Origin of the sequence: Pseudonocardia hierapolitana (assembly GCF_007994075.1) — a bacterium.
Lineage (GTDB): Bacteria > Actinomycetota > Actinomycetes > Mycobacteriales > Pseudonocardiaceae > Pseudonocardia > Pseudonocardia hierapolitana.
This window is the reverse complement of record NZ_VIWU01000001.1, coordinates 656,745-678,439: the sequence shown is the minus strand read 5'-3', so window position 1 is coordinate 678,439 and position 21,695 is coordinate 656,745. Positions and strand designations below refer to the sequence as shown.

The window sequence follows — 21,695 nt, the reverse complement described above, 5'->3', positions numbered from 1 at the left end:
GCCGTCACCCCGTGCCCGGGTGGGTCAGGGCGCTGGCCTGCAGCGCGGACCGCACCGCGCGCAGCGCGCCCATCAGCTCGCGGCGCCGCGGGGCGGAGAGCGCGAGGGGAACGTCCTCGCCGAGCTCGGCCGCCAGCCGGACCGAGAGGAGCGCGGCGTAGGCGTCGATCAGCGTGTCGGCCGTGTCCGCGGAGATCAGGTTCGTCGTCGCGGCGGCGCGCAGCCGGCCCGCGGTGGTGCGCTCCGGGGAGCCGGCGGCCAGGCCGTAGAGCCTGCCGAGCAGGACGATCGGGACGGTGCCGCGCAGCTTCAGCTCGGCGGGCGGGAGCCGGTCGACCCGCAGCCGCCCGAACCGGCGCACCCGGGGAGCGAACCTGCGGGCCGTCTGGGCGAACGCCAGCTGGATTCCCGGGCGGTTGCGGCCCCGGGCCAGCACGCGGTCCAGCACGCCGATGTCCAGCTCCCCGGCGACCGGGCGCAGGTCCAGGAACACCTGCGCGTCGAGCAGGCTGCGGGCGTCCGGCTCGTCGAGCCAGCCGTGGAACGTGCGCTGCCACTCGTCGAGCCGCCGGCACCAGTTGGTCGCCATGAAGCCGCCCGGGCATCGCGGGACCCCCGCCGCCGCCAGCCCGTCCGTGACCCTCTCGGCCAGCGCCGCGAAGTACTCCCCGGCATCGTCGGTGTGCTCGGCGAAGGCGAGCGCGGTGTCCTGGTCCGACTGCAGCAGCTGCTCCATGCGCCCCTGCGACCCGAGCGCGAGCCAGGCGTACGGGCCGGGCGGGGGGCCGAGGTCCTGCTGGGCGAGCTCCAGCATCCGGATGGTGAGGGAGTCGTGCAGGCTCGCCACGATCGCCGCGATGCGCAGCCCGTCGACACCGTCGGCGAGCAGCGCCGCTGCGACCCCGGCGAGGTCGGACGACAGATCCGCGAGCGCCGGGTCGCGCGGTCCACCCGCTCCGGCGCGGCGGATGCGATCGGCGACGAGCAGCGGGCTGGCGGACTGCTGGCGGATCAGATCGACATCGGTGATCACACCGACGATCAGGCCGCCCCGTGTCACGGGGACGTGCTCGACGCCCTCGTCGAGCATCAACAGCAGTGCCCGGATCAGCGGCGCGCCGCTGGGCAGCGCGTGCACCGGGCTGCTCATGACCTGCTCAACCGGGGTGTCGGGGGGTCGACGCTCGGCCACGATGCGGGCCAGGTCCCCGTTCGTCACGATCCCGTCGGGCCGGGACGTGACCACGGCGCAGCTGTGATGGCCCTCCCGCATGGCCAGCGCGACGTCAGCGACCGTGCTGGTGGGCGGGACGAACAGCGGCTCGCGGCCGACCACATCGGACAGCGGCGTGCCGAGCCCGGTCTCCGGGCCAGCACCCGGCGACTCCCGGGCCACCGACGGTGGGCGGCCGGCGCGGGAATCCACCCGGATCATCGTGCAAGTGCAGACCGGGGTGCCGGCGCTGTCAACCAGCCGAGTCGCGAGATACCAAGGTCTGATCACCGACCCACCGATCGATGGACCCGCACCGCGCCGGGGACGCCCTACGTTGTCCGGTATGACCGCCCCGCCGCCCGGCGACCCCGGTGCCACCCCCACCGCCGCTCGCGCCCTCGCACCGGACATCGCCCGAGGCGGCATGCTGCTGCTGATCGCACTGGCGAACGTCCACGTCTACGTCTACGGGCACCCGCTGGGCGTGCGCGGCTATCCCCTCGACGTCGAGGGCGCCGACCGGTGGGTCGTCCTGCTGCAGATGCTGCTCGTCGACGGGCGGGCCTACCCGCTGTTCGGCCTGCTCTTCGGTTACGGGATCGTGCAGCTGGTCTCGCGGCGTGGTGCCGTGGGCCTGCCCGTGCCCGCCCAGACCAGGCTGGTCCGGCGACGCGGAGCTTGGATGATCGTGATCGGCGCCGCGCACGGGTTGTTGCTGTGGGCGGGCGACATCGTCGGGGCGTACGGGCTGCTCGCGGTGCTCATGGCCGGCCTGCTGGTGCGCGGCGCCGACCGCGCTCTGATCGGCACCGCCGCGGTCGGTGCGGTGCTGACCTCACTCGTCTACATCGGGGCATCGCTGCCGTCGCCACCGGACCAAGGCATGGACTCGATGCTCCCGTCGATGTCCACGGAGAGCCCGCTGGAGGCCGCGCTGTTCCGGGCGTTCGAGTGGCTCGGTATCGGTCTCATCGCCGCAGGCCTGACCGTGTTCGGGGCGGTCGCCCTCGGCGCGTGGGCCGCACGGCGGCGGCTGCTCGACGAGCCGGAGAAGCACCGGCTGCTGCTCGTGCGGGTCGCCTGCGCCGGGATCGGCGCAGCCGTGGTGCTCGGCCTGCCGCTGTCGCTGATGGCCGCGCAGCTGTGGACCGCCCCGCCGCTGGGGATGATCATGCTGGCCGGTGCGTTGCACGCCCTCGGCGGCTATGCCGGCGGGATCGGTTATGCCGCGCTGTTCGGGCTGCTGGCGATCCGGCTGGCCCGCGGGGCCGGCCCCGCCCCGGTCACGCACGCGCTCCAGGCGTGCGGGCAGCGATCGCTCTCGTGCTACCTCGCCCAGTCCGTGGCCTTCGTGGCGCTGCTCCCGGCGTGGACGCTCGGGCTCGGCGAAGACGCGCACCTCTGGCAGACCGCGCTGGTCGCGATCGGCACGTGGCTGGTGATCCTGCTGATTGCCGAGGCCTCCGCCAGGGCGGGCTACCGGGGCCCTGCCGAGCTGCTCCTGCGCCGCCTCACCTACGGCCCGCGCCGCGCGTCCGGCGTTTCGGCGCGGTGAGTCCGGCGCTCACGCCGCGAGTCCTGCGTCTTGGCACGGTGAGTCGGGCGTTTCGGCGCGGTGAGTCCGGCGCTCACGCCGCGAGTCCTGCGTCTTGGCACGGTGAGTCGGGCGTTTCGGCGCGGTGAGTCCGGCGCTCACGCCGCGAGTCCTGCGTCTTGGCACGGTGAGTCCGGCGTTTCGGCATGGTGAGTCCGGCATCCGGGCGGGGTGAGTCCGGCGTTCCCGCCCGTGAGTCCTGCATCCGGGCGCAACGAGTCGTGCGGTGCGCGACATCGGTGGCGGGTGCGGCTACCGTCGCGCGGTGGCCACCCCGCCCAAGAACCCCCGGCCCGACGACGGGCGCCCGCCGTCGTGGGCAGGTGCGCCGGGCTTCACGCCCGGCGTCGACGGCCTTCCGCCGCACGCTCCCATGCCCGGCGCGCCGCCCTATCCGGCGGCGCCGGAGCACGCTCCGCCGCCGGTGGGGCGGCGGGCGCGGCGGACCAGGTTCGTGACGGCGCTGGGAGCGACGGCGTTCTGGGCTGTCGTGAACGTCGTGCTGGTCGTCGCGGTCGTAGGCGTGCCACCCGGCCCCGCGGCGTTCGGGCAGTTCGTCGGCGTGTTGATCCTGCCCACGTTGCTGGCTGCGCTGGCGGTCTGGGCGATCGCTCGCCGCCGAGCGTGGCCGTTCTGGCTGCTCGTCCTGCTGGCGGCGCCGTTCTTCTGGGTGCTGCGCGCCGTCTTCAACGCTCTTCCGGCGAGCTGACCCCCGCCTGCGCGGCCCGTACCGCCGCCGTCACCGCGCTCGCGGCCGCCGTCAGCGCCTCCGTGCTGCGCGCCGCCCGGCACAGCACGAACGCGCCCTCCAGGCTGGTGATGAGCACGATCGCCAGCCGGCGGGCGTCGGCCGGGCCGAACCCCCAGCGCTCGAACCGCGTCGCTCCGGAGTCCACCCACGCGGCGAAGACGTCGGCCGTGGCCTCGCGCAACGTCTCGTCGGTGCTCGCGACCTCCAGCGCCACCGTGGCGATCGGGCAGGCGTCGGCGTATCCGGTGGCGACCAGCGTCTCGGCGGCGGCCGCGAAGCCGGTCTCGACCGCGGTGACCGCGTCGGGCGCCTGGTCGAGGATCGCCTCGACGAGCTGCTGGTAGGCCCGTCCGGACGTCCGGATCACCTCGGCGGCCAGTTGCTGCTTCCCACCCGGGAAGAAGTGGTAGATCGACCCGAACGGCGCCCCCGCCTCCGCGACGATCTGCTTGAGGCCGGTGCCCGTGTACCCCTGACGCCGGAACAGCTCGCCCGTCGTGCCGACGATCCGATCCTTGGTTCCCGCCACCGCTCCTCCTTGCCGCGCCCTCTCGTAATACCCTAGCCTCGTTCTGAGTAGAGCGATCTATCAAGTCGCGGGGGAGTCCATGGCGGAGATCGACCTGTCGGCAGGCACCATCGAGTACACCGACACCGGCGGGGACGGCCCGGTCCTCGTGTTCATCCACGGCGTCATGGTGGGTCCGTCGGAGTGGCGCCGCGTCGTCGCCGAGCTGAGCGGCGAGTACCGGTGCGTGCTCCCGCACCTGCCGCTCGGCTCGCACCCCCGCCCGATGCGGCCCGACGCGGACCTGTCCCTCGCCGGGCTCGCGTCGCTGATCGGCGAGTTCCTGGAGAAGCTCGATCTGCGTGACGTCACTCTCGTGCAGAACGACTGGGGCGGGGCGCAGGTCCTGGTCGCCCACGGCGGCGCCGAACGGGTGGCGCGGATGGTGCTCGTCGCGTGTGAGGCCTTCGACAACTACCCGCCCGGCCTCGCCGGCCGCGTGCTCACCAAGACCGCCGCGATTCCCGGTGGTCTCGCGGTCTTCGCGCAGCTGCTGCGCTTCAGGGCGGCCCGGCGCGCCCCCGGCGGGTGGGGCTGGATGACCAAGCGCCCCGTGCCCGACGAGGTGATGGACGAGTGGTTCCGGCCGGCCCGGGAGCAGGCCGCGGTGCGGCGGGACCTCGAGCGCTACGGCCGCGGCCTACCGCCGCGCGAGGTGCTGCTGGAGTGGGCCGAGCGCAACAGCTCGTTCACCGGGCCGGTGCTCGTCGTGTGGGCGGAGGAGGACCGGGTGATGCCCGCGGAGCACGGCCGCCGCCTCGCCGCGCTCTACCCGCGGGGCAGGCTCGTGACGATCCCCGACAGCTACACGCTGGTGCCCGAGGATCAGCCCGAGGCGCTCACGGCCGCGATCCGCGGCTTCCTCGCGGAGACGTCGGTCAGCGGGCCCGCCGCCGCGAACTGATCACTCCGGTCGCGAACCCGGCGATGTGCAGGCCGCCGTGGAAGCGGGCGTGCTCCACCTTGAGGCAGCGGTCCATCACCACTTCGAGCCCACCGGCCTCCGCCCGGCGCGCCACGTCCTCGTCGAACAGCCCGAACTGCAGCCAGAACGTCTTGACGGTGTCGATGCGCGCTCCGTCTGCGCTCCGCGCGGCGTCGATGCGCGCTCCGTCTGCGCTCCGCGCGGCGTCGAGCCCCAGCACATCGTCGAGCACGGAGGGCAGGTCCTCGCGGCGGCGGAACACGTCGACGAGGTCGGGCACGACCGGAAGGGCGTCGAGGCTCTTGTAGACCGGCCTGCCGAGGATCTCGGTGGCGTTCGGGTTGACGAAGTACACGTCGTAGTCGGTGCTCGCGAGCAGGTAGGTGGCCACGAAGTTGCTGGCCCGGGCCGGGTTCGGCGACGCGCCCACCATCGCGACGGTGCGGGTGGCGCGCAGGATCTGCTGCCGCCGGGTGGCCGACGGGTTCTCCCAGCTCACGAGTCCTCCTCGCTGACGCTCGTCGGCCGCGTCCGCGGCGCTGCCGTGTCGATCGGTTCGCTCGCAGGCTCGCTCACGTGCCCTCCTTCGCCGCGGCGGCCAGCGCCTGGTCGAGGTCCCACAGGATGTCCTCGGGGTCTTCCAGGCCCACGCTGATCCGTACCAGATCCGGCGGGACGCCCGCATCCCGGAGCTGCTCGTCGGTGAGCTGCTGGTGGGTGGTGGATCCCGGGTGGATCACCAGCGTGCGCGCGTCGCCGACGTTGGCGAGGTGGCTGCACAGCTGCACGGACTCGATGAACCGCGACCCGGCCTCCCGCCCGCCGACGACCCCGAACGAGAACACCGCACCCGGCCCGAGCGGCAGGTAGCGCGCCGCGCGGTCGTGGTGGGGGTGGTCGGGCAAGCCGGCCCAGCGGACGTACGAGACCCGCGGGTCGGCGTGCAGCCACTCGGCGACCGCGCGCGCGTTCGCCACGTGCGCCTCCATCCGCTGCGGCAGCGTCTCCACGCCCTGGATCAGCAGGAACGCGCTGTGTGGCGACAGCGAGGCGCCGACGTCGCGCAACTGCTCGGCCCGCAGCTTGGTGAGGAACCCGAACTCCTGGAAGTTCCCCCACCAGGTGAGCCCGCCGTAGGACGGGACCGGCTCCGTCATCTGCGGGAACCTGCCGTTGCCCCAGGGGAACCTGCCCGACTCGATCACGACCCCGCCCAGCGTGGTGCCGTGCCCGCCGAGGAACTTGGTGGCTGAGTGGATCACGATGTCGGCGCCGTGCTCGATCGGCCGGCACAGGTACGGGGTGGCGAGCGTGGCGTCGATGATCAGTGGGATGCCGGCGGCGTGGGCGACGTCGGCGAGCGCGGCGATGTCGGCGATCTGGCCGCCCGGATTGGACACGACCTCGGCGAACAGCAACTTGGTGCGGTCGGTGATCGCCGCGGCGAACTCCTCGGCCTCGCCCGCGACGAACGTGGTGTCGACCCCGAACCGGCGCAGCGTCACGTCGAGCTGGGTGATCGTGCCGCCGTACAGGCCTGCCGCTGCGACGATGTGGTCCCCGGCGCCGGCCAGGGAGGCGAAGGTCAGGAACTCGGCGGCCTGCCCGCTCGCCGTCGCGACGGCGCCGAGCCCGCCCTCCAGGCTCGCCAGCCGCTCCTCCAGCGCCGCGACGGTGGGGTTCGCGATCCGGCTGTAGATGAGCCCGTACTTCTGCAGCGCGAACAGGCTCGCGGCGTCGGTGGTGTCCTCGAACACGAAGCTCGTGGACTGGTAGATCGGCACCGCACGGGCGCCGGTGGCGATGTCGGGTACGTGCCCGGCGTGCACCGCGCGCGTGCGGAAGCCCCAACTGCGGTCCTGCTCGCTCATGCTCTCCATCCTGCTACGTGCCCGCGTGTCCGGATCGGTGTGTGACGAGCCGGGTCGTCACCGGCGTGGTGTTGCGGAACCGGTCGAGGTGGCGGTGATGACGCCGCGGAGGTTCTCATCCCGTTCGGTGATGGGCGCAGGGGATCTCCTGGGGTGCTGGGAGTGTCGGGTCAGCGGGGACCCGGACACGCGCAGCTGCAGACCAGGGCGAAGTCGACGTGCCGGCGGCGCGCGAGAAGGGGCGGCGGGACCGGCATGCTCCCCTTCCTAGTCGATCGGACCGTTGCCGTCGAGGTGCTCGCGGAAGAACGCGACGATCCGGCGGTGGGCGTCCTCGGCGCTCGGCGCGTGGTACTCGGCCCGGAACGGCGAGTACCTCGTCATCGCGCCGAGCAGGCCCGGCGGCCGGCTGAAGAACGAATGGCCTGCGTCGGGATAGGTGCGCACGTCGTGCGGAACGCCCAGCTCCGCGAGCCGCGCCTCCAGCCGGTCGCCGAACCCGCGCGTGGTGCGGTCCCGGCCCCCGTAGCTCGCGACCATCGGGCAGGACCGCGAAACCTTCAGCGGCACGTTGTAGAACGGGGCGCTGACCTTGTACCGGCCGCTCCCGGCGAGGAGGAGGGCGAAGCTCCCGCCGAGGCAGAAGCCGATCGTGCCGATGCGGCCGGCGTCGACCTCGGGGCGCGCGGCGAGCCACCGACGGCCCGCCTCGATGTCGTCCAGCTCGCGCCCGCTGCCGCGCAGCACGGTGCGCATCGCCCGCGCCACGCACAGGCCCTTGACCCGCCCGCGCGCGAAGAGGTCCGGGATCAGCACCGCGTACCCCTCGGCGGCGAGCTCGCGCGCGACGCGGCGCATCTCGTCGTTCATCCCGAACGCCTCGTAGATCATCACGAGCGCAGGGCCCTGGCCCTCGCGGCCGTCGGGCACGGTCAGCACGCCGGGGAGCGTCACGCCGTCGTCGGCGGGAAAGCTGATCTCGGTCTGCACCGGGATGACGCTAGTACCGGGAGATCCCGAACGAGCAGGACGCGAGCGTCGTGGCAACAACGCCGGTGTACTGCTCGTCGCGAGCAATCGCTGGTTTTGTGCTGGTCAGCGCCCGGGCGGCCGACCGTCGTCCGGAGTGATCACTGCCGGGGTGAACCAGCGGTCGTCGGCGAAGGCACCGGAGTCGTCGAGCAGGTAGTCGGGCCTGCGCCGTTCCCGCTCCTGGCCCCCGCCCAGCCCGGCGGCCATCGGCGGGTACAAGCCGCCCATGGCGCTCGGGCCTGCTCCCCGGGGCCCGGGGGGAGGCCCCGCGGCGGCGGCCGCCCGAGCGGTCGGTTCCGCGACGGCGCGGGTGCCCAGCGGCTCCGACGAGGTGCGCGGGCCGGGCGGTGGGGCCTGGTTCGGGTCTGCCGCTCCGGGGCCGGGGAACCGCGAGCCGGGCGGCGTCGGGCCGGCGGGGATGACGTCGCGCCAGCTCGGCACCGGAGCGGGGCGCGGCGGGCTCGGCACGACCGGGCGAGGGCCGCCTCCTCCCGGCGGGTTGCCGGGCCGAACCGGCGGGACTGCTCCCGGCCCGATCGGCGGAAGGGCGGAGGTGCCGGGTGGTGGTGTAGCGCCGGGAGCGGGCGCAAGGCCAGATCCGGTGGGTGCGGTGGGGAGGGCGGGCGCTGCGCTCGGACCGGTTGCCGGCGGGATCCGGCCTGCCTGCTGCCCCGGACCCGGCGGAACGACCGCCGGCGGGGTCGGCGGGGTCGGCACCGGGGCGATCGGTGGCCCGGCGGGTGCGGCGCCGGGTGCTCCCGGCGGCGGCGCGACGTTCGGCGGGGCGGGCGGGATCACCGCCGGTGGCGGGCCGGCCGGGGGGACGGGGGCGCTCGCGCCGGGTGGTGGGGCAGCGACGTCGGCCGGCGATGTCGGCGCTGGGGCGCCGGGGACCGCCGACACCCCCGGGCCGCCGCCCGGCCCTGGGGCAGCGACGTCGGTGACGACCGTGACCTGCGGCGGAGACGGCCAGGACCCCCAGAACTGGAGGTTCCCATTCGAGTTGTCCGTGTAGCCGTTCATCAGCTCGACCGCTCGGGCGGCCCGGTTGGCCGCGTCCTGCTCCACCCCCTGCAGGTCATCGAGGCCGTGGAAGATGAACGTCGGGTCGTTCAGGGCGTCGCCGATCATCGCGTTCCGCTGCTCGGTGAGCGGCTCCGGCATGTTGTCGCGAACGAACTTCGCAAACAGCCCCTGCCCCGTCACAGCCCCGGCGGTGAGCCTCGCGTTTCTCGCAGCGTCGAGTGCCCATTGACCGAGCGGGGTCATCGCCGATCGCGTGGCGTCGGCCGCGCTGCCCTCCCACCCCGCCTGCGACCCGGCCATCGCTGACGCAATCCGCTCATCGATCCGCAGGATCAGCGCCTCGGTCTGCCTCCAGGCATCCTCTGCCGGTTTCGAGACAGCCGCACCGGGTCCTTGGTGCACAGCTGCATAGATCTGATCATGGGTCATGCCTTCCCAGCGCAGGTCACTCACGCCTTCCGCCCCCACAGTGCTGTGTTGTTGCCCTCCGTGCGCCGGTAGTGGTCCTCCATCGCCTTGAGGCTGTCGAGAATCCTGGTCAGCTCGGCCTCGAAACCACGTATGGCAGCCAGTGGACCGTCGACTGCCTCGATGACCCGCTGCTGGTATTCGTTACGGACGAACTCGCTCGTTAAATCGCCCATCCAAGGCTGGGGAATGATCGCCTGCTGTCGAAGTCGGACGAGCTGTGTGCCAAGTTCAGCCAGCCCCTCCTCGACGGCAGCACGCACTGTCGGGATTGCCTGCGGCTCCAGCCGGAGTTGCTCAGGCATTCACACACCTCACCTTCAGGCCATGCGCCAAGGCTAGGTCTGCCTGCTATCGGCAGAGGCGTGATCGGGACAGATCGTTTGCGATCGTGAACGCGTGCACCGTCATCTGATGGCTAGCAGCGTGCTCATCGCATGATCCGCTACTACGACTGCGTCCTCACAGAGCTGAGTCTGGGGAATCGGAGGCGTCCGTCCTCCGTCTGCGAACTGGACGTCGAGGAGCTGACCAGGTGCAACATCCACGATCACTGAGCACCACTCCGTGAAGCGCTGAGGTACGGCGACCACTCCTGGGAAGCCATGCACCTGAGTTGGTTGGATGTCAACCTCGAGGGATCCAGCGGTGTAGAGATCGATGCCGGCAGTCGTAGCGAGAGTTATCCCGGCGGAAACCGCGCGGGGTTCGAAGCCGCGAGTCACACACACCGGAACATCGCCACCTGGGTATAGGCTGCTCGGACCGTGGTCGAGCACCGGCCGCCCGTCCAACCCCAGCTCCGCCCGCTGCTCGTCGGTCAGCAACGAGCAAGGGTCTATCCCATCGATCCGTACATCGCGGGGCCGGGTCGAGGCCGCGGAGGTCGGTTGAGCCGGATCGGCCGGTGCGGGTGTTCCCCCGATCGTCGTGCACCCAGCCAGAAGCACCAGGACCATGATCACGACAGCGTTCCGCACCCCGCCCACGCGTGCACCGTAGCTGCCCGATCACCCTGAGGTGGTACATCTGGTCGAGATCATCATGATCACCACGTGCGGTGCTGGAGCCGCGGCAGTGCGGCTCTACGACCGCATTCGGCGATCAGCGCGTATGTGCCGCCCAACCAGGCTGCGCTGCTCCGCGAACAGAGCGCCTCCGCCTCCTATAAGGATTCTCGGCCGGCTTGGAGACCGCGACACCGGGGCCTTGGTGCACGGCGGGCTAGATCTCGTAGCGGGTGAGGCTCTTCGAGGGGACGTCACTCATGCCTGTTGTCGCCTCATGTCTCCGGCGGCCTGGTCCTCGCTGCTGAGGTACTGGTCCTGCATCGCCTGGAGGCTGTCGCGGATGCGGATCAGTTCGTCGGCGTAGGCAACCATGGCGGAGTACGCGCCTTCAGCCGACTCCATGACGACAGAGTTGTAGTGTGCCCGCGTCGTACTGCTGATCGGGTCGCCCAGCCAGGGTTCCGGGATGAAGGCAGCGCCGCCGAGTCGCTGAACCTGCAATCGGACTTCGGCAATGGCCTCGTCGAACGCCGCCTTGACGGCAGGGAGCGCGCTACTGTCCACGCGGAGCGTGACGGTCGGTTGAGTACCGGGCATTGTCCCCTCGCTTCTGTGGATCCCCGACGCTACGGCGGATGTCACCTCTGCGAGCGTGGAACCTTCCGGATCGTTTGCTATCGCGAATGGTTGTTGGAGATCAGCGAACCGTCAGCAGCGTGGTCATCACTGCGTCTGCTGCTCGCTCCGCGTCCTGGCAGAGTGACTCGACCGGCGCCCCGGCATCCCGTCCGTCGAGCCGAAAGTTGATGTCGAGGGCCTGGCCTGGTGCGACATCAACGACCACGCTGCAGAAGTCAGTGTTGCGTGGTGCGATCGCTACCAAGGCTGGGAAGCCGTCGACCTCGATAGGCCGGATGTTGGCAACGAGTCCGCCTGAGCGGAAGAGGTCGATGCCTGTCGCGGTGACGGCAGCCACGCCCAGGGAGACCGAGCGTGGCCGGAACCCGCCGAACAGACACAGCGGGATGTCGTTGCCGGGGTACGGCGGTAGCGGACCGACATCGAGACGTGGCTCGGCGTCCAACCCCAGCTCCTCCCGCTGCTCCTCCGTGAGCAACGAGCAGGGGTCCACCCCGTCGATCGGCACGTCGCGGGGCCGGGCCGCGGCGGCTGAGGTCGGCGGAGCCGGATCGGCCGGCGCCGGTGTTCCGCCGATCGTCGTGCACCCAGCGAGGAGAAGCAGGACCACGACGACTACTGCACCCCGCACTCCGGCCACAGGTGCACCGTAGCGGCCCGATCACTCTCTGGTGGTACATCGAGCGGAGATCGCGATGATCACGGCGTGCGGGTCTGCAACCGCATATGGGGATGATCGGGGTCAGCGCGGGCGGCGGAGCCGCACCAGGCCTTCCTGGACCGTGGTGGCGACCAGCCGGCCGTCCTGCGTGGTGAACCGCCCGGTCGCGAGCCCGCGGGAGCCGGAGGCGCTGGGGGAGTAGCAGGTGTAGAGCAACCACTCGTCGGCGCGGAAGGGGCGGTGGAACCACATGGCGTGGTCGAGGCTCGCCATCTGGAGACGCTCGGCGGGGACGTCGTGGCGGGCGACCACGGAGCCGAGCAGGGTCATGTCGCTCGCGTACGTGAGCAGGCAGACGTGCAGGAGAGGGTCGTCGGGGAGGTTGCCGTCGGCGCGCATCCACACCCTGACCGGCGCGTCGGAGCCGCCCTCGCGGGCTGTCGACCAGGCGGGTTCGTCCACGAACCGCATGTCGATCGGGCGCGGTGTCCGGGCGAGCCAGCCGGCGTCGTCACCGCGGACGACGCGTTCCCCGATCGTGAGGAGGCTGTCCGGGTCGGGCACGTCGGACGGTGGCGGCTCGCTGTGGTCCAGTCCGTCCTCGGCCAGTTGGAACGAGGCGGACAGTGCGAAGATCGCCTCGCCGTGCTGGATCGCGAGGACGCGGCGGGTGGTGAAGGACCGGCCGTCACGCACGCGCTCGGTCTCGTAGACGATCGGGACGCGGGGGTCGCCGGGGCGGACGAAGTAGGCGTGCAGGGAGTGCACGGCGCGGTCGTCCGGCACGGTGCGGACGGCGGCGACGAGGGCCTGCCCCGCCACCTGGCCCCCGAAGACCCGGGTGGGGCTTTCCGGCGGGCTGACCCCGCGGAACAGGTTGACCTCCAGCTGCTCCAGGTCGAGCAGCTGGACGAGCCTGTCGAGCACGGCCTGGCCGCGCGGCACGCCGTCGGCGTCGGTCTCGGGAACGGCGGGCGAACGCGTCACGGCCGCATCCTCTCAGGGCTCGTTCCACGCGTGGTGCCGCGGTAAGTGCGCTGCTCCTCTGCGATCGCGCGCAGGTAGGTCACCACGGCGGCGCTGCCCTCCGGGCCGAGGTCGTCGGCCACCTGGTCGAACCGAGCGAGCAGCGGGCCCAGCTCCGCCAGGACGGCCTGCCGGCCGGTTTCCGTGAGCTCGAGGATCACGCGCCTGCGGTCGCGCGGGTGCCGCACGCGGCGGACGTGTCCGCTGCCCTCGAGCCGGTCGACGAGCTCGGTGGCCGACGCGGAGCGCATCCCCAGCCGGTGCCCCAGCTCGACCGGGCCGAGCGGGTCCTCGGACTCGGTGAGAACGCTCAGTGCCCGGACGTCGTTGTAGGGCAGGCCCAGCCGCTCGGCCAGGACGTAGCCGGCCTCGGTGGCGCCGCGCATCACCTCCCAGAGCGCCCACGTCGCCTCGGCGGCCGCCCAGCGGGTGCGCTCCCTGGATTCGATCTCGTCGGGCACCGGCCCATGCTACGTTAGCTAGGCAGCCTAGCTACTTGGGAGCCGAATTGTTCGATCCGTTCGCCACAGTCGTTCGCCGGATCAATGAACCGGGCACCGCCGCCGCCTTGCGGGCGGCCGGGCCGATCGTGCGCGCGGAGGCGCCGGCCGGCGGGCCGGTGTGGATCGTCACGGAGGAGGCCCTGGCCCGCCGGGTGCTCACCGACGATCGCCTGGCGAAGGACCCTGCGTACGCCCCGCCGTCATGGGACCGATGGGCGGCGGGCCTCGAACCGACGGCCGCCGAGCAGCCCTCGCTCACCACGCTCGACGGACCGGCGCATGCGGCACTGCGCAAGGCGCACGCTCCGTTGTTCGCCGCCCGACGGATCCAGGGGTTCGCCGATCTGATCGCCACGATCGCCCGCAGGCAGCTGGCCGCCCTGGACGGGCCGGTCGACCTGATGGCGGACTTCACCACGCGGTTCCCGCTCACCGTGATCTGCGAGCTGCTCGGCGTGCCGGCCGACCGCGTCGACCAGGCGGTCGCGGCCTGCGCGCGGATGGGCGCCTACGGCCCGAGCGAGTTCGCGGCGGTGATGGCGGCGTTCGCCGACCTCGCGGCGGCCGCGCTGGAGCACGGCGGCATGGCCGCGGAGCTGCGCGACCGCGTTCCGGAGGGCACCAGCGAGGAACAGGTGCACTACCTGCTCTTCGGGCTGATCTTCGCCAGCCAGATCACCACGGACGCCGCGCTCGGGTTCCTGGTCGCGCGGGCACTGGGCGACCCGTCGGACGACCTGGTGGGCGAGGTCCTGCGGCAACAGCCGCCCGCCCCGTTCACGCTGTGGCGGTTCACGCGCGCCGAGGTCGAGCTGGCCGGGGTGCGGCTCCCGGAACGGGCTCCGGTTCTCGTCGACATCGCCGGCATCAACACGGCCGGCGCGGGGGCCGACCTCACGTTCGGCGCCGGGCCGCACTACTGCATCGGCGCCCAGCTCGCCCAGCTGGAGCTGCGTGCCGTGGCCGACGTGCTGGCAGCCGACTTCCCGGATGCGCGGCTGGCCGTGCCGTACGCGCAGCTGCGCCGGGTCGACCGTGGGATGCAGGGCAGCCGCCTGGTCGAGCTACCGGTGCTGCTGCGCGGATGAGCGGAGGGTCAGCTCGCGCGTCCCTCGTCGAGGGCGGGTATCGCGAGAACCCATTCCTCCTCGCCCACGGCCGGGTTGCTCGGCAGCGGCTGCCGCCTGCCCGTCGGGACGAACCCCGCGCGCCGGTAGGCGGCCGCCGCCGCCGTGTTCCCGTCAGCGACCCAGAGCGCCACCTCGCGAGCGCCGTCGCTCGCCGCCCACTCGACCACGGCCCGCATGAGCCCCGTGCCGACGCCACGGCCGCGGTGTGCCGGGTGGACCCACATCGAGATCAGGTCGCGGCGGTCGGCGATTCCGTCGTAGGACGGCTTGCCCGCCGCAAGGCCGACCCGCTCGCCGCGCACTTCGGCGACGAAGCAGGCGTGGCGGGCGATGCGTTCGCGCCAGCGGGTCTCCGGCTCGGACCGTTCCCGCTCGATGCTCGACGCGAAGGCCCCTGGGGCATCGAGCAGCGCGGAGAGTCGCAGCTCGCGCAGCGACTCCCACTCCGCCGGAGCGAGCCGGCGGACCACGACGCCCGTCAGGCGTGGTCCTCCTCGCCCAGGCGGTGGACGCGGATGAGGTTGGTGGAACCGACGGTCCCGGGCGGCGAACCGGCCACGATCACGACGAGGTCACCGGGCTGGAACCGCTCGATCGACAGCATCGACTGGTCGACCTGGCGGACCATGGCGTCGGTGGAGTCCACCGACGGCACGAGGAACGTCTCGACGCCCCAGCTCATCGCGAGCTGGCTGCGCACCGCGGGCTCCGGGGTGAACGCGAGCAGCGGGAGCCGGGTGTGCAGGCGGGCGAGGCGCCGGACGGTGTCGCCGGACTGCGTGAACGCCACCAGCGCGCGGGCCGACAGGCGCTCTCCGATGTCGCGGGCCGCGTAGGAGATCACGCCCCGCTTGGTGCGCGGCACGTGGTTGAGCGGCGGGACGTTGACCGGCCCATCCTCGACGGCCTCGATGATCTGGGCCATCGTCTGGACGGACTTGATCGGGTAACGGCCGACGCCGGTCTCGCCCGAGAGCATCACGCAGTCGGCGCCGTCGAGCACCGCGTTGGCGACGTCGGACGCCTCCGCACGGGTCGGCCGCGAATTGGTGATCATCGATTCGAGCATCTGGGTGGCGACGATGACCGGCTTGGCGTTCTCGCGCGCGATCTGGATGGCGCGCTTCTGCACCAGCGGCACGTGCTCCAGCGGCAGCTCCACGCCCAGGTCACCGCGGGCGACCATGATGCCGTCGAACGCGAGGACGATGGCCTCGAGGTTGTCGACCGCCTCCGGCTTCTCCAGCTTCGCGATCACCGGCACCCGGGCGCCCATGCTGTCCATGATCTTGTGGGTCACGTCGATGTCGGCGGGGCTGCGCACGAACGACATCGCGATCGTGTCGACCCGCAGGCCGAGCGCGAACTCGAGGTCGCCGCAGTCCTTCTCGGACATGGCGGGCACCGTGACGTTCATCCCGGGCAGCGAGATGCCCTTGTTGTCGCTCACCGGGCCACCCTCGGTGACGCGGCAGACGACGTCGTTGCCCTCGACCTTGACGACGCGGAGGGCGACCTTGCCGTCGTCGACGAGCAGCCGGTCCTCGGGACGGGCGTCGGCGGCGAGGCCGGTGTAGGTGGTGGAGACCCGGTCGTGGGTGCCGGCCACGTCATCGACCGTGATCCGCACCTCCTCGCCGGTCTGCCACTCGACGGGCCCGGTGGCGAAGCGCCCCAGGCGGATCTTGGGACCCTGCAGGTCCGCCATGATGCCCACGGCGTGGCCCTCGGCATCGGCCGCGGCGCGGACCATGTCGTAGACCCGCTTGTGGTCGTCGCGGGTGCCGTGGCTGAAGTTCAGGCGGGCGACGTCCATCCCCGCCTGCACGAGCTCGCGGATCCGGTCCGGCGACGCGGTGGCGGGACCGATAGTGCAGACGATCTTGGTGCGTCGGCTCACGCGAATGAGTCTAGCGTGGCAACTGGAACGATCAGGTGAAGGTTCGTCTTCGATTCAGTCCGCAGCTCAGGCCTCTGCGCCCGTCTCCGCGACGAGGCCGGCCGCCGCGATCCCGGCGAGCGCAGCGGCCTCGTCGTTCAGCGACGTGTCCCCGCTGACGCCGACGGCGCCCAGCAACTGGCCGTCGGCGTCCCGGATGAACACACCACCGGGCACGGAGACGAGCTTGCCGCCGGAGAGGGCGACGATCGTCGTGTAGAGGTCCGGCGCCGCTTCGGCGCGGGCGGCGAGCGCGCGGTTGGTCATGCCCATGCCCAGGATCCCCCAGGCCTTCGCGGTGGCGAGGTCGGGCCGCAGGTATCCGGAGCCGTCCTGGCGGCCGAGCGCGACGAGCGCGCCACCCGGGTCGAGCACGGCGACCGTCAGGGGCTGGAAGCCCTGATCGGTGCCGTGCTGCAAGGCGGTCTGCACGATGGTCTGGGCCTGGTCGAGGGTGATCGGCATGGGCCGATCCTGCCCCCCGGATCCTGGCTCAGCCCACGCGGGTGAGCCGCACCAGCGGGATGAGGCGGTCGGTGTTGCGCTCGTAGTCGGCGAAGCCGGGGCGCTCGGCCACGACGCGCTTCCAGAACTCGTCGCGCTCGGCGCGGGGCAGCTCCTCCGCGAGCACCGTGTACCGCTCGGTGCCGACCTCGACCTCGATCTTCGGGTTGGCCCTGAGGTTGTGGAACCACGCCGGGTGCGTGGGCGCGCCGCCGTTCGAGGCCACGATCACGGTGTTGCCGTCGTCCTCGGGGAAGTGGACCAGCGGCGTGACGCGCTCGACGCCGGACTTCGCTCCGATGTGGTGGATCAGGATCATCGGGGCGCCCTCGAAGTAGCCGCCCACGATCCCGGAGTTGGCGCGGAACTCCTCGATGACCTTCTCGTTCCAGTCGCTCATCTTTCCCTCACCTGAAGAGCAGGATCCCGGCCGCGACGATCACGGCCGTTGCCGCGAGCAACCAGAACAGCAGCACCCACATTCCCCGGGGCACCCACGTGATGGCCCCGAGCATGTCCGCGTCCGACGCGCCGCGCCGCCTGCTGCGCCGCAGCTCGTGCACGGCGCGAACGCCGCCGAAGAGCAGGAACCAGCACAGCACGGCCGCGAACCCGTCCTGCAGACGGGGCTCGCCCCACCACGCGACGGCGCCGACCAGCGCGCCGGTGGCGAGCACGACGAACACCCCGTACGCGTTGCGCACGTGCACCAGCGTGGCCACGAGCAGGACGATCGCGATCCACAGCATCAGCGCGGTCTGGTCGGCGGCGACCAGCAGGGCACCCCCGACGCCGAGCAGTGACGGCGCCGGGTACCCGCCGAGGAAGGTGAACACAAGCCCGGGTCCGCGGCGGTCGCCGGTCGAGACCGTCAGCCCGGAGGTGTCGGCGTGCAGCCGGATCCCGGTGAGGCCGCGCCCGGCGATGACCGCGACGAGCGCGTGCCCGCCCTCGTGGGCGATCGTCACGACGATCCGTGTCCATCGCCACGCCGCCGTCCACATCACGACGACCAGCGCGAGCGCCGCGGCGAGCAGCACGCCAGGGCGCTGCTCGATCAGTGCGGAGAGGGTGCGTTGGAACGTTGCCAGGCCGTCACCCACACGACCCAGTCTCGCACGGGCGCAGAATCGGCCTTGACCTTCCAGCCGCTGGAGACTCGAGGATCGGTTCATGGCCGAGAAACCCCTGCTGACGATCGGGCAGCTCGCCCGCCGCACGGGCGTGCCGGTCCGCACCATCCGGTTCTGGTCCGACGAGGGCGTGCTGCCCGAGACGGACCGGTCGGCCGGCAACTACCGCCGGTACGACGGCCGGGCGGTGGCGCGGCTCGACCTCGTCCGCACGCTGCGCGAGCTCGGCATGGGCCTGGACGACATCAGGCTCGTGCTCGAGCGCAGGCGCAGCGTCGAGGACGTGGCGGCCGCGCACGTGCAGGCCATCGACAACCAGATCCGCGTCCTGCGGACGCAGCGCGCCGTGTGCACGCTGCTCGCGCGGGGCGCTCCCTCTCCACGGAAGGCAGCACTGATGAACGACCTCGCCCGGCTCTCCGCCGCCGAGCGCCAGCAGATGATCGACGAGTTCGTCGACGCCACGTTCGCGGGCACCGACCCCGACGCCCCTGGCGCCGGGATCGCGAACAACATGCGGATGCTCCCGGCCGCACTGCCCGACGAACCGACCACCGAGCAGGTGGAGGCGTGGGTGGAGCTCGCCGAGCTCGTGAACGATCCGGCGTTCCGCGCCCGGGCCCGGGAGATGGCCGTCGCCGGTTCGGAGGCCGCCGGCGACCAGCCTCCGTTCGACCCGGCGCCGATCGTCGAGCACGCGGGCGCCGCCGTCGCCGGCGGCACCGCGCCCGACTCGCCGGAGGGCCAGGCCGTCCTCGCCCGGATCATCGATCCCGGCATGGACGCGGCAGCCCGTGACCAGCTGGCCGACACGATCGACACCTTCACCGACCGCCGGGTCGCGCGCTACTGGGACCTGCTCGGCATCCTCAACGGCTGGGGGCGCGCCCCGGCGCAGATCGAGCCGTTCGAGTGGTTCGTCGACGCCCTGCGTGCCCACGGCTGAGGCGGGCCCGCCTCCAAGCCGGTGGCGCTGGAACGCCCGACTCGCCGCGTCGTAACGCACGACTCACCGTGTCAGGACGCAAGACTCACCGTGTCAGGACGCAAGACTCACCGTGTCAGAGCAAGACTCACCCGCGAGTCCGACGTCTCGACACGGCGAGTCGGGCGTCCGGATACGGCGAGTCGGGCGTCTCGGCGCGATGAGTTGGGCATTTCGTGGGAGTTCGACAGCTCGCGCAGTCAGTCCTTGCGGCCCGTCAGCGCGAGGCCTGCGCCCATCGCGATCAGGGACACGCCGCCGATGCCGCCCATCCACCGCAGGCGGCCGGGTGAGGTGGCGAACCAGGTCCGGGCGCTGCCAGCCGCCAGGCCCCAGGCGCTGTCGAGGGTGGCGGCGATCATCGCGAACAGCAGCCCGAGCACGAGCATCTGGGTGGTCGGGCTGCCCGCCGCGGTGTCGACGAACTGCGGCAGCACGGCCGCGAAGAACACCAGCACCTTCGGGTTGGTGACCCCGACGATCACGCCCTGCAGGAACATCCGCCGGTCGGGGGGCGCGGCGGGCTCGCCGAGGCGGGCGATCAGGTCGCCGCGCCTGCGGATCGTCTGCACACCCAGGTAGACGAGGTAGGCCGCGCCGACCAGCTTGAGCACGGTGAAGACGGCCAGCGACTGCGTCGCGATCGCACCGAAGCCCAGCGCGACCGCGACCACGACGAGCGAGGCGCCTGCCGTGTTGCCGGCCACGCTCGCCAGCGCCGCCCGCCTGCCGTGGGCGAGCGCCCGACCGACGATGAACAGCACGCTCGGCCCGGGGATGATCACGAGGATGACGCCGGCGAGCGTGAACGCCAGCAGGGTCTCGACGGAAGGCACGCCGCGAACGGTAGCGAGGCGGGCCGGGACGGTCGCGGGCATTCCGCGCGCGGCACGACGGCGGGCAGCGCGCGGAGTCGGTCAGGCCAGCTTCGCCACGGCGAACGACTCCGGCGGGAGGGTGAGCGCCCTCCCGTCCCCCTTCACCGGCTCCGACGCCAGCAGGATCCGCTCGATCGGCGCCTCCAGGTCGAGGGTGACGGCCTCGGCGGCGAGGTTGCAGGCCACGCGCAGCGTGCCGCGGTGCAGCACCACGGTGCGTGCGGCGTCGTCGCCCCCGACCCCCACGTCGTCGAGCCACGGGTCGGAGAGCTCCGGCCACGCCTTCCGCAGCGCGATCAGCTCCCTGTGCATCCGCAGCAGGGTGGCGTGGGGCTCCTGCGCGGGCTCGTCCCAGTCGAGCTTGGAGTCGAGGAACGTGCTCTCGGCGTTCGGGTCCGGAACCTCGGAGTCGCCCCAGCCGTGCTCGGCGAACTCCCGCCGCCTGCCCTCGCGCACGGCGTCGCGCAGCGCCTCGTCCGGGAAGTGGGAGAAGAACTGCCACGGGGTGCGCGCGCCCCACTCCTCGCCCATGAACAGCATCGGCGTGAACGGGGAGCAGAACACGAGCGCGGCGCCGCAGGCCAGCAGGCCGGGGGAGAGTGTCTGGCTGAGGCGGTCGCCGGTGGCCCGGTTGCCGATCTGGTCGTGGTTCTGCAGGTAGGCGAGGAAGCGGTGCCCCGGGATGCGTCGGGTGTCCACCGGAGCGCCGTGGGTGCGCTCGCGGAATCCGGACCACGTGCCCTCGTGGAAGAAGGCGCGGGTGAACACGCGCGCGAGGCCCGTGATGCCCGCCTCTGCGAAGTCGGTGTAGTAGCCCTGGGACTCCCCGGTGAGCACCGCGTGCAGGCTGTGGTGGATGTCGTCGCACCACTGCGCGTGCAGCCCGTACCCGCCGCCCTCGCGCGCCGTGACCAGCCGCGCGTCGTTGAGGTCGGACTCGGCGATGAGCGACAGCGGCCTGCCCACGTGCGCCGACAGCGCCTCCACCTCGACTGCCAGCTGCTCCAGCAGGTGCGTGGCACGGCTGTCGTGCAGCGCGTGCACGGCGTCGATCCGCAGCGCGTCGACGTGGAAGTCGCGCAGCCACATGAGCGCGTTGTCGATCGCGTAGCGGCGCACCTCGTCCGAGTGCGGCCCGTCCAGGTTGAGCGACGGGCCCCAGATGTTGCTGCCGGCGAAGTACGGGCCGAAGCGGTCCAGGTAGGCCCCCGACGGGCCGAGGTGGTTGTAGACGACGTCGAGCACGACGCCGAGCCCACGGGCGTGGCAGGCGTCGACGAACCGCTTGAACGCGTCCGGCCCGCCGTAGTTCTCGGTGACCGCGTACCAGCCGACGCCGTCGTATCCCCAGTTGCGCGGCCCGTCGACGGCGTTGACCGGCAGCACCTCCACCATGTCGACGCCCAGCCCGACGAGGTGGTCGAGCCGCTCGATCGCCGCGTCGAAGGTGCCATCGGCAGTGAACGTGCCGGTGTGCAGCTCGTAGAGCACGCTGCCCGGCAGCTGGCGGCCGGTCCACGCCCGGTCGGTCCAGAAGAAGGCGTTGTCGTCGTACACGCGTGACGCCCCGTGCACGCCGGTGGGCTGCCAGCGCGAGCGCGGGTCCGGCAGCGGCTCCTCCTCGTCGTCGAGGAGGAAGGCGTAGGCGGTGCCGGGCGCCGCGTCCTCGACGACGGCCTGCCACCACCCGGCGGCGCCTGCTGACGGATCGGGGGACATCTCGTACGGGGTGCCGTCCACCAGCACCCGGACGCGTTGGCGCTGTGGCGCCCACACGGCGAAGTCGGTCACGTCGGGCGATCCTGCCAGCACTCGCCAACGGGCACCGGCGCGCCG

The 21,695-nt window shown here is 72.2% G+C and carries 24 protein-coding genes; 5 read left to right on the top strand and 19 right to left on the bottom strand.

Features of this window, described 5'->3' with window-relative positions:
- Positions 1–4 precede the first annotated feature (4 nt).
- Positions 5–1,426 carry a DUF294 nucleotidyltransferase-like domain-containing protein gene (locus FHX44_RS03285; protein ID WP_170308749.1) on the bottom strand — a complete coding sequence of 474 codons (1,422 nt, stop codon included), beginning with the start codon at positions 1,424–1,426 and terminating at the stop codon, positions 5–7.
- A gap of 133 nt (positions 1,427–1,559) precedes the next feature.
- Here FHX44_RS03285 and FHX44_RS03280 point away from each other — a divergent pair, with 133 nt between their 5' ends.
- Both FHX44_RS03280 and FHX44_RS03275 read left to right on the top strand, forming a co-directional pair.
- Entirely contained in the window at positions 1,560–2,771 is a 1,212-nt protein-coding gene (locus FHX44_RS03280; RefSeq protein ID WP_170308748.1) for a DUF418 domain-containing protein, read from the top strand.
- Between the two features lie 304 nt (positions 2,772–3,075).
- Positions 3,076–3,519: a hypothetical protein gene (locus FHX44_RS03275; protein ID WP_147254101.1), complete on the top strand. Its 444-nt coding sequence runs from the start codon at positions 3,076–3,078 to the stop codon at positions 3,517–3,519.
- Here the strand turns inward: FHX44_RS03275 and FHX44_RS03270 are convergent.
- Positions 3,497–4,090, bottom strand: a complete 594-nt coding sequence (locus FHX44_RS03270) for a TetR/AcrR family transcriptional regulator (protein WP_147254100.1) — start codon at positions 4,088–4,090, stop codon at positions 3,497–3,499. The genes FHX44_RS03275 and FHX44_RS03270 overlap by 23 nt on opposite strands.
- 79 nt (positions 4,091–4,169) lie before the next feature.
- On the opposite strand from FHX44_RS03270, the gene FHX44_RS03265 reads away from it, so the two are divergent.
- Positions 4,170–5,033, top strand: a complete 864-nt coding sequence (locus FHX44_RS03265) for an alpha/beta fold hydrolase (protein ID WP_147254099.1) — start codon at positions 4,170–4,172, stop codon at positions 5,031–5,033.
- Here the strand turns inward: FHX44_RS03265 and FHX44_RS03260 are convergent.
- The 10 genes from FHX44_RS03260 to FHX44_RS03215 form a co-directional block, all read right to left on the bottom strand.
- Entirely contained in the window at positions 5,008–5,553 is a 546-nt protein-coding gene (locus tag FHX44_RS03260; RefSeq protein WP_147254098.1) for a CoA-binding protein, read from the bottom strand. The genes FHX44_RS03265 and FHX44_RS03260 overlap by 26 nt on opposite strands.
- Before the next feature lie 73 nt (positions 5,554–5,626).
- Positions 5,627–6,934, bottom strand: a complete 1,308-nt coding sequence (locus FHX44_RS03255) for an O-acetylhomoserine aminocarboxypropyltransferase/cysteine synthase family protein (RefSeq protein WP_425469108.1) — start codon at positions 6,932–6,934, stop codon at positions 5,627–5,629.
- A gap of 258 nt (positions 6,935–7,192) precedes the next feature.
- A complete protein-coding gene (locus FHX44_RS03250; protein ID WP_170308747.1) occupies positions 7,193–7,915 on the bottom strand; it encodes a dienelactone hydrolase family protein in 723 nt (240 codons plus the stop codon).
- A 105-nt stretch (positions 7,916–8,020) separates the two neighbouring features.
- Positions 8,021–9,412: a PPE domain-containing protein gene (locus tag FHX44_RS03245; protein ID WP_212612308.1), complete on the bottom strand. Its 1,392-nt coding sequence runs from the start codon at positions 9,410–9,412 to the stop codon at positions 8,021–8,023.
- A 20-nt stretch (positions 9,413–9,432) separates the two neighbouring features.
- Positions 9,433–9,756, bottom strand: coding sequence for a hypothetical protein (locus FHX44_RS03240; protein ID WP_147254094.1), 324 nt, complete (start codon positions 9,754–9,756; stop codon positions 9,433–9,435).
- Positions 9,757–9,858: 102 nt separating this feature from the next.
- Positions 9,859–10,410, bottom strand: coding sequence for a DUF3558 domain-containing protein (locus FHX44_RS44115; protein WP_425469178.1), 552 nt, complete (start codon positions 10,408–10,410; stop codon positions 9,859–9,861).
- A 306-nt stretch (positions 10,411–10,716) separates the two neighbouring features.
- Positions 10,717–11,025, bottom strand: coding sequence for a hypothetical protein (locus tag FHX44_RS03230; protein WP_147254092.1), 309 nt, complete (start codon positions 11,023–11,025; stop codon positions 10,717–10,719).
- Between the two features lie 133 nt (positions 11,026–11,158).
- A complete protein-coding gene (locus tag FHX44_RS03225; RefSeq protein WP_170308746.1) occupies positions 11,159–11,710 on the bottom strand; it encodes a DUF3558 domain-containing protein in 552 nt (183 codons plus the stop codon).
- Positions 11,711–11,842: 132 nt separating this feature from the next.
- Positions 11,843–12,748, bottom strand: a complete 906-nt coding sequence (locus FHX44_RS03220; RefSeq protein WP_147254090.1) for an acyl-CoA thioesterase — start codon at positions 12,746–12,748, stop codon at positions 11,843–11,845.
- Positions 12,745–13,248, bottom strand: a complete 504-nt coding sequence (locus FHX44_RS03215; protein ID WP_147254089.1) for a MarR family winged helix-turn-helix transcriptional regulator — start codon at positions 13,246–13,248, stop codon at positions 12,745–12,747. Before FHX44_RS03215 ends, FHX44_RS03220 begins: the two co-directional genes overlap by 4 nt.
- Positions 13,249–13,283: 35 nt before the next feature.
- Between FHX44_RS03215 and FHX44_RS03210 the strand changes: the two genes are divergently transcribed.
- Positions 13,284–14,378 carry a cytochrome P450 family protein gene (locus FHX44_RS03210; protein WP_147254088.1) on the top strand — a complete coding sequence of 365 codons (1,095 nt, stop codon included), beginning with the start codon at positions 13,284–13,286 and terminating at the stop codon, positions 14,376–14,378.
- A gap of 8 nt (positions 14,379–14,386) precedes the next feature.
- Here the strand turns inward: FHX44_RS03210 and FHX44_RS03205 are convergent, their stop codons facing one another.
- The 5 genes from FHX44_RS03205 to FHX44_RS03185 form a co-directional block, all read right to left on the bottom strand.
- Positions 14,387–14,890, bottom strand: coding sequence for a GNAT family N-acetyltransferase (locus tag FHX44_RS03205; RefSeq protein ID WP_212612307.1), 504 nt, complete (start codon positions 14,888–14,890; stop codon positions 14,387–14,389).
- Between the two features lie 8 nt (positions 14,891–14,898).
- Complete coding sequence (gene pyk / locus FHX44_RS03200; protein ID WP_147254086.1) at positions 14,899–16,320, bottom strand: pyruvate kinase; 1,422 nt, start codon at positions 16,318–16,320, stop codon at positions 14,899–14,901.
- A 66-nt stretch (positions 16,321–16,386) separates the two neighbouring features.
- Entirely contained in the window at positions 16,387–16,824 is a 438-nt protein-coding gene (locus FHX44_RS03195) for a GlcG/HbpS family heme-binding protein (RefSeq protein ID WP_147254085.1), read from the bottom strand.
- Positions 16,825–16,852: 28 nt separating this feature from the next.
- A complete protein-coding gene (locus FHX44_RS03190; protein ID WP_147254084.1) occupies positions 16,853–17,263 on the bottom strand; it encodes a nitroreductase family deazaflavin-dependent oxidoreductase in 411 nt (136 codons plus the stop codon).
- Between the two features lie 7 nt (positions 17,264–17,270).
- Positions 17,271–17,966, bottom strand: coding sequence for a M50 family metallopeptidase (locus FHX44_RS03185; protein ID WP_246170183.1), 696 nt, complete (start codon positions 17,964–17,966; stop codon positions 17,271–17,273).
- 70 nt (positions 17,967–18,036) lie between these two features.
- Here FHX44_RS03185 and FHX44_RS03180 point away from each other — a divergent pair, with 70 nt between their 5' ends.
- Positions 18,037–18,942, top strand: coding sequence for a helix-turn-helix domain-containing protein (locus tag FHX44_RS03180; protein WP_147254082.1), 906 nt, complete (start codon positions 18,037–18,039; stop codon positions 18,940–18,942).
- A 239-nt stretch (positions 18,943–19,181) separates the two neighbouring features.
- On the opposite strand, the gene FHX44_RS03175 is transcribed toward FHX44_RS03180, so the two are convergent.
- A complete protein-coding gene (locus tag FHX44_RS03175) occupies positions 19,182–19,817 on the bottom strand; it encodes a LysE family translocator (RefSeq protein WP_246170182.1) in 636 nt (211 codons plus the stop codon).
- Between the two features lie 81 nt (positions 19,818–19,898).
- Positions 19,899–21,650, bottom strand: a complete 1,752-nt coding sequence (gene treZ, locus FHX44_RS03170) for a malto-oligosyltrehalose trehalohydrolase (protein WP_246170181.1) — start codon at positions 21,648–21,650, stop codon at positions 19,899–19,901.
- Between the last annotated feature and the right edge of the window lie 45 nt (positions 21,651–21,695).

What these genes read in the sequence shown, in the direction of transcription:
- FHX44_RS03265 (WP_147254099.1), top strand. Translation starts at nt 4,170, where the DNA reads ATGGCGGAGATCGACCTGTCGGCAGGCACCATCGAGTACACCGACACC.
- FHX44_RS03255 (WP_425469108.1), bottom strand. Translation starts at nt 6,934, where the DNA reads ATGGAGAGCATGAGCGAGCAGGACCGCAGTTGGGGCTTCCGCACGCGC.
- FHX44_RS44115 (WP_425469178.1), bottom strand. Translation starts at nt 10,410, where the DNA reads ATGGTCCTGGTGCTTCTGGCTGGGTGCACGACGATCGGGGGAACACCC.
- FHX44_RS03245 (WP_212612308.1), bottom strand. Translation starts at nt 9,412, where the DNA reads ATGACCCATGATCAGATCTATGCAGCTGTGCACCAAGGACCCGGTGCG.
- FHX44_RS03190 (WP_147254084.1), bottom strand. Translation starts at nt 17,263, where the DNA reads ATGAGCGACTGGAACGAGAAGGTCATCGAGGAGTTCCGCGCCAACTCC.
- FHX44_RS03240 (WP_147254094.1), bottom strand. Translation starts at nt 9,756, where the DNA reads ATGCCTGAGCAACTCCGGCTGGAGCCGCAGGCAATCCCGACAGTGCGT.
- FHX44_RS03280 (WP_170308748.1), top strand. Translation starts at nt 1,560, where the DNA reads ATGACCGCCCCGCCGCCCGGCGACCCCGGTGCCACCCCCACCGCCGCT.
- FHX44_RS03180 (WP_147254082.1), top strand. Translation starts at nt 18,037, where the DNA reads ATGGCCGAGAAACCCCTGCTGACGATCGGGCAGCTCGCCCGCCGCACG.
- FHX44_RS03195 (WP_147254085.1), bottom strand. Translation starts at nt 16,824, where the DNA reads ATGCCGATCACCCTCGACCAGGCCCAGACCATCGTGCAGACCGCCTTG.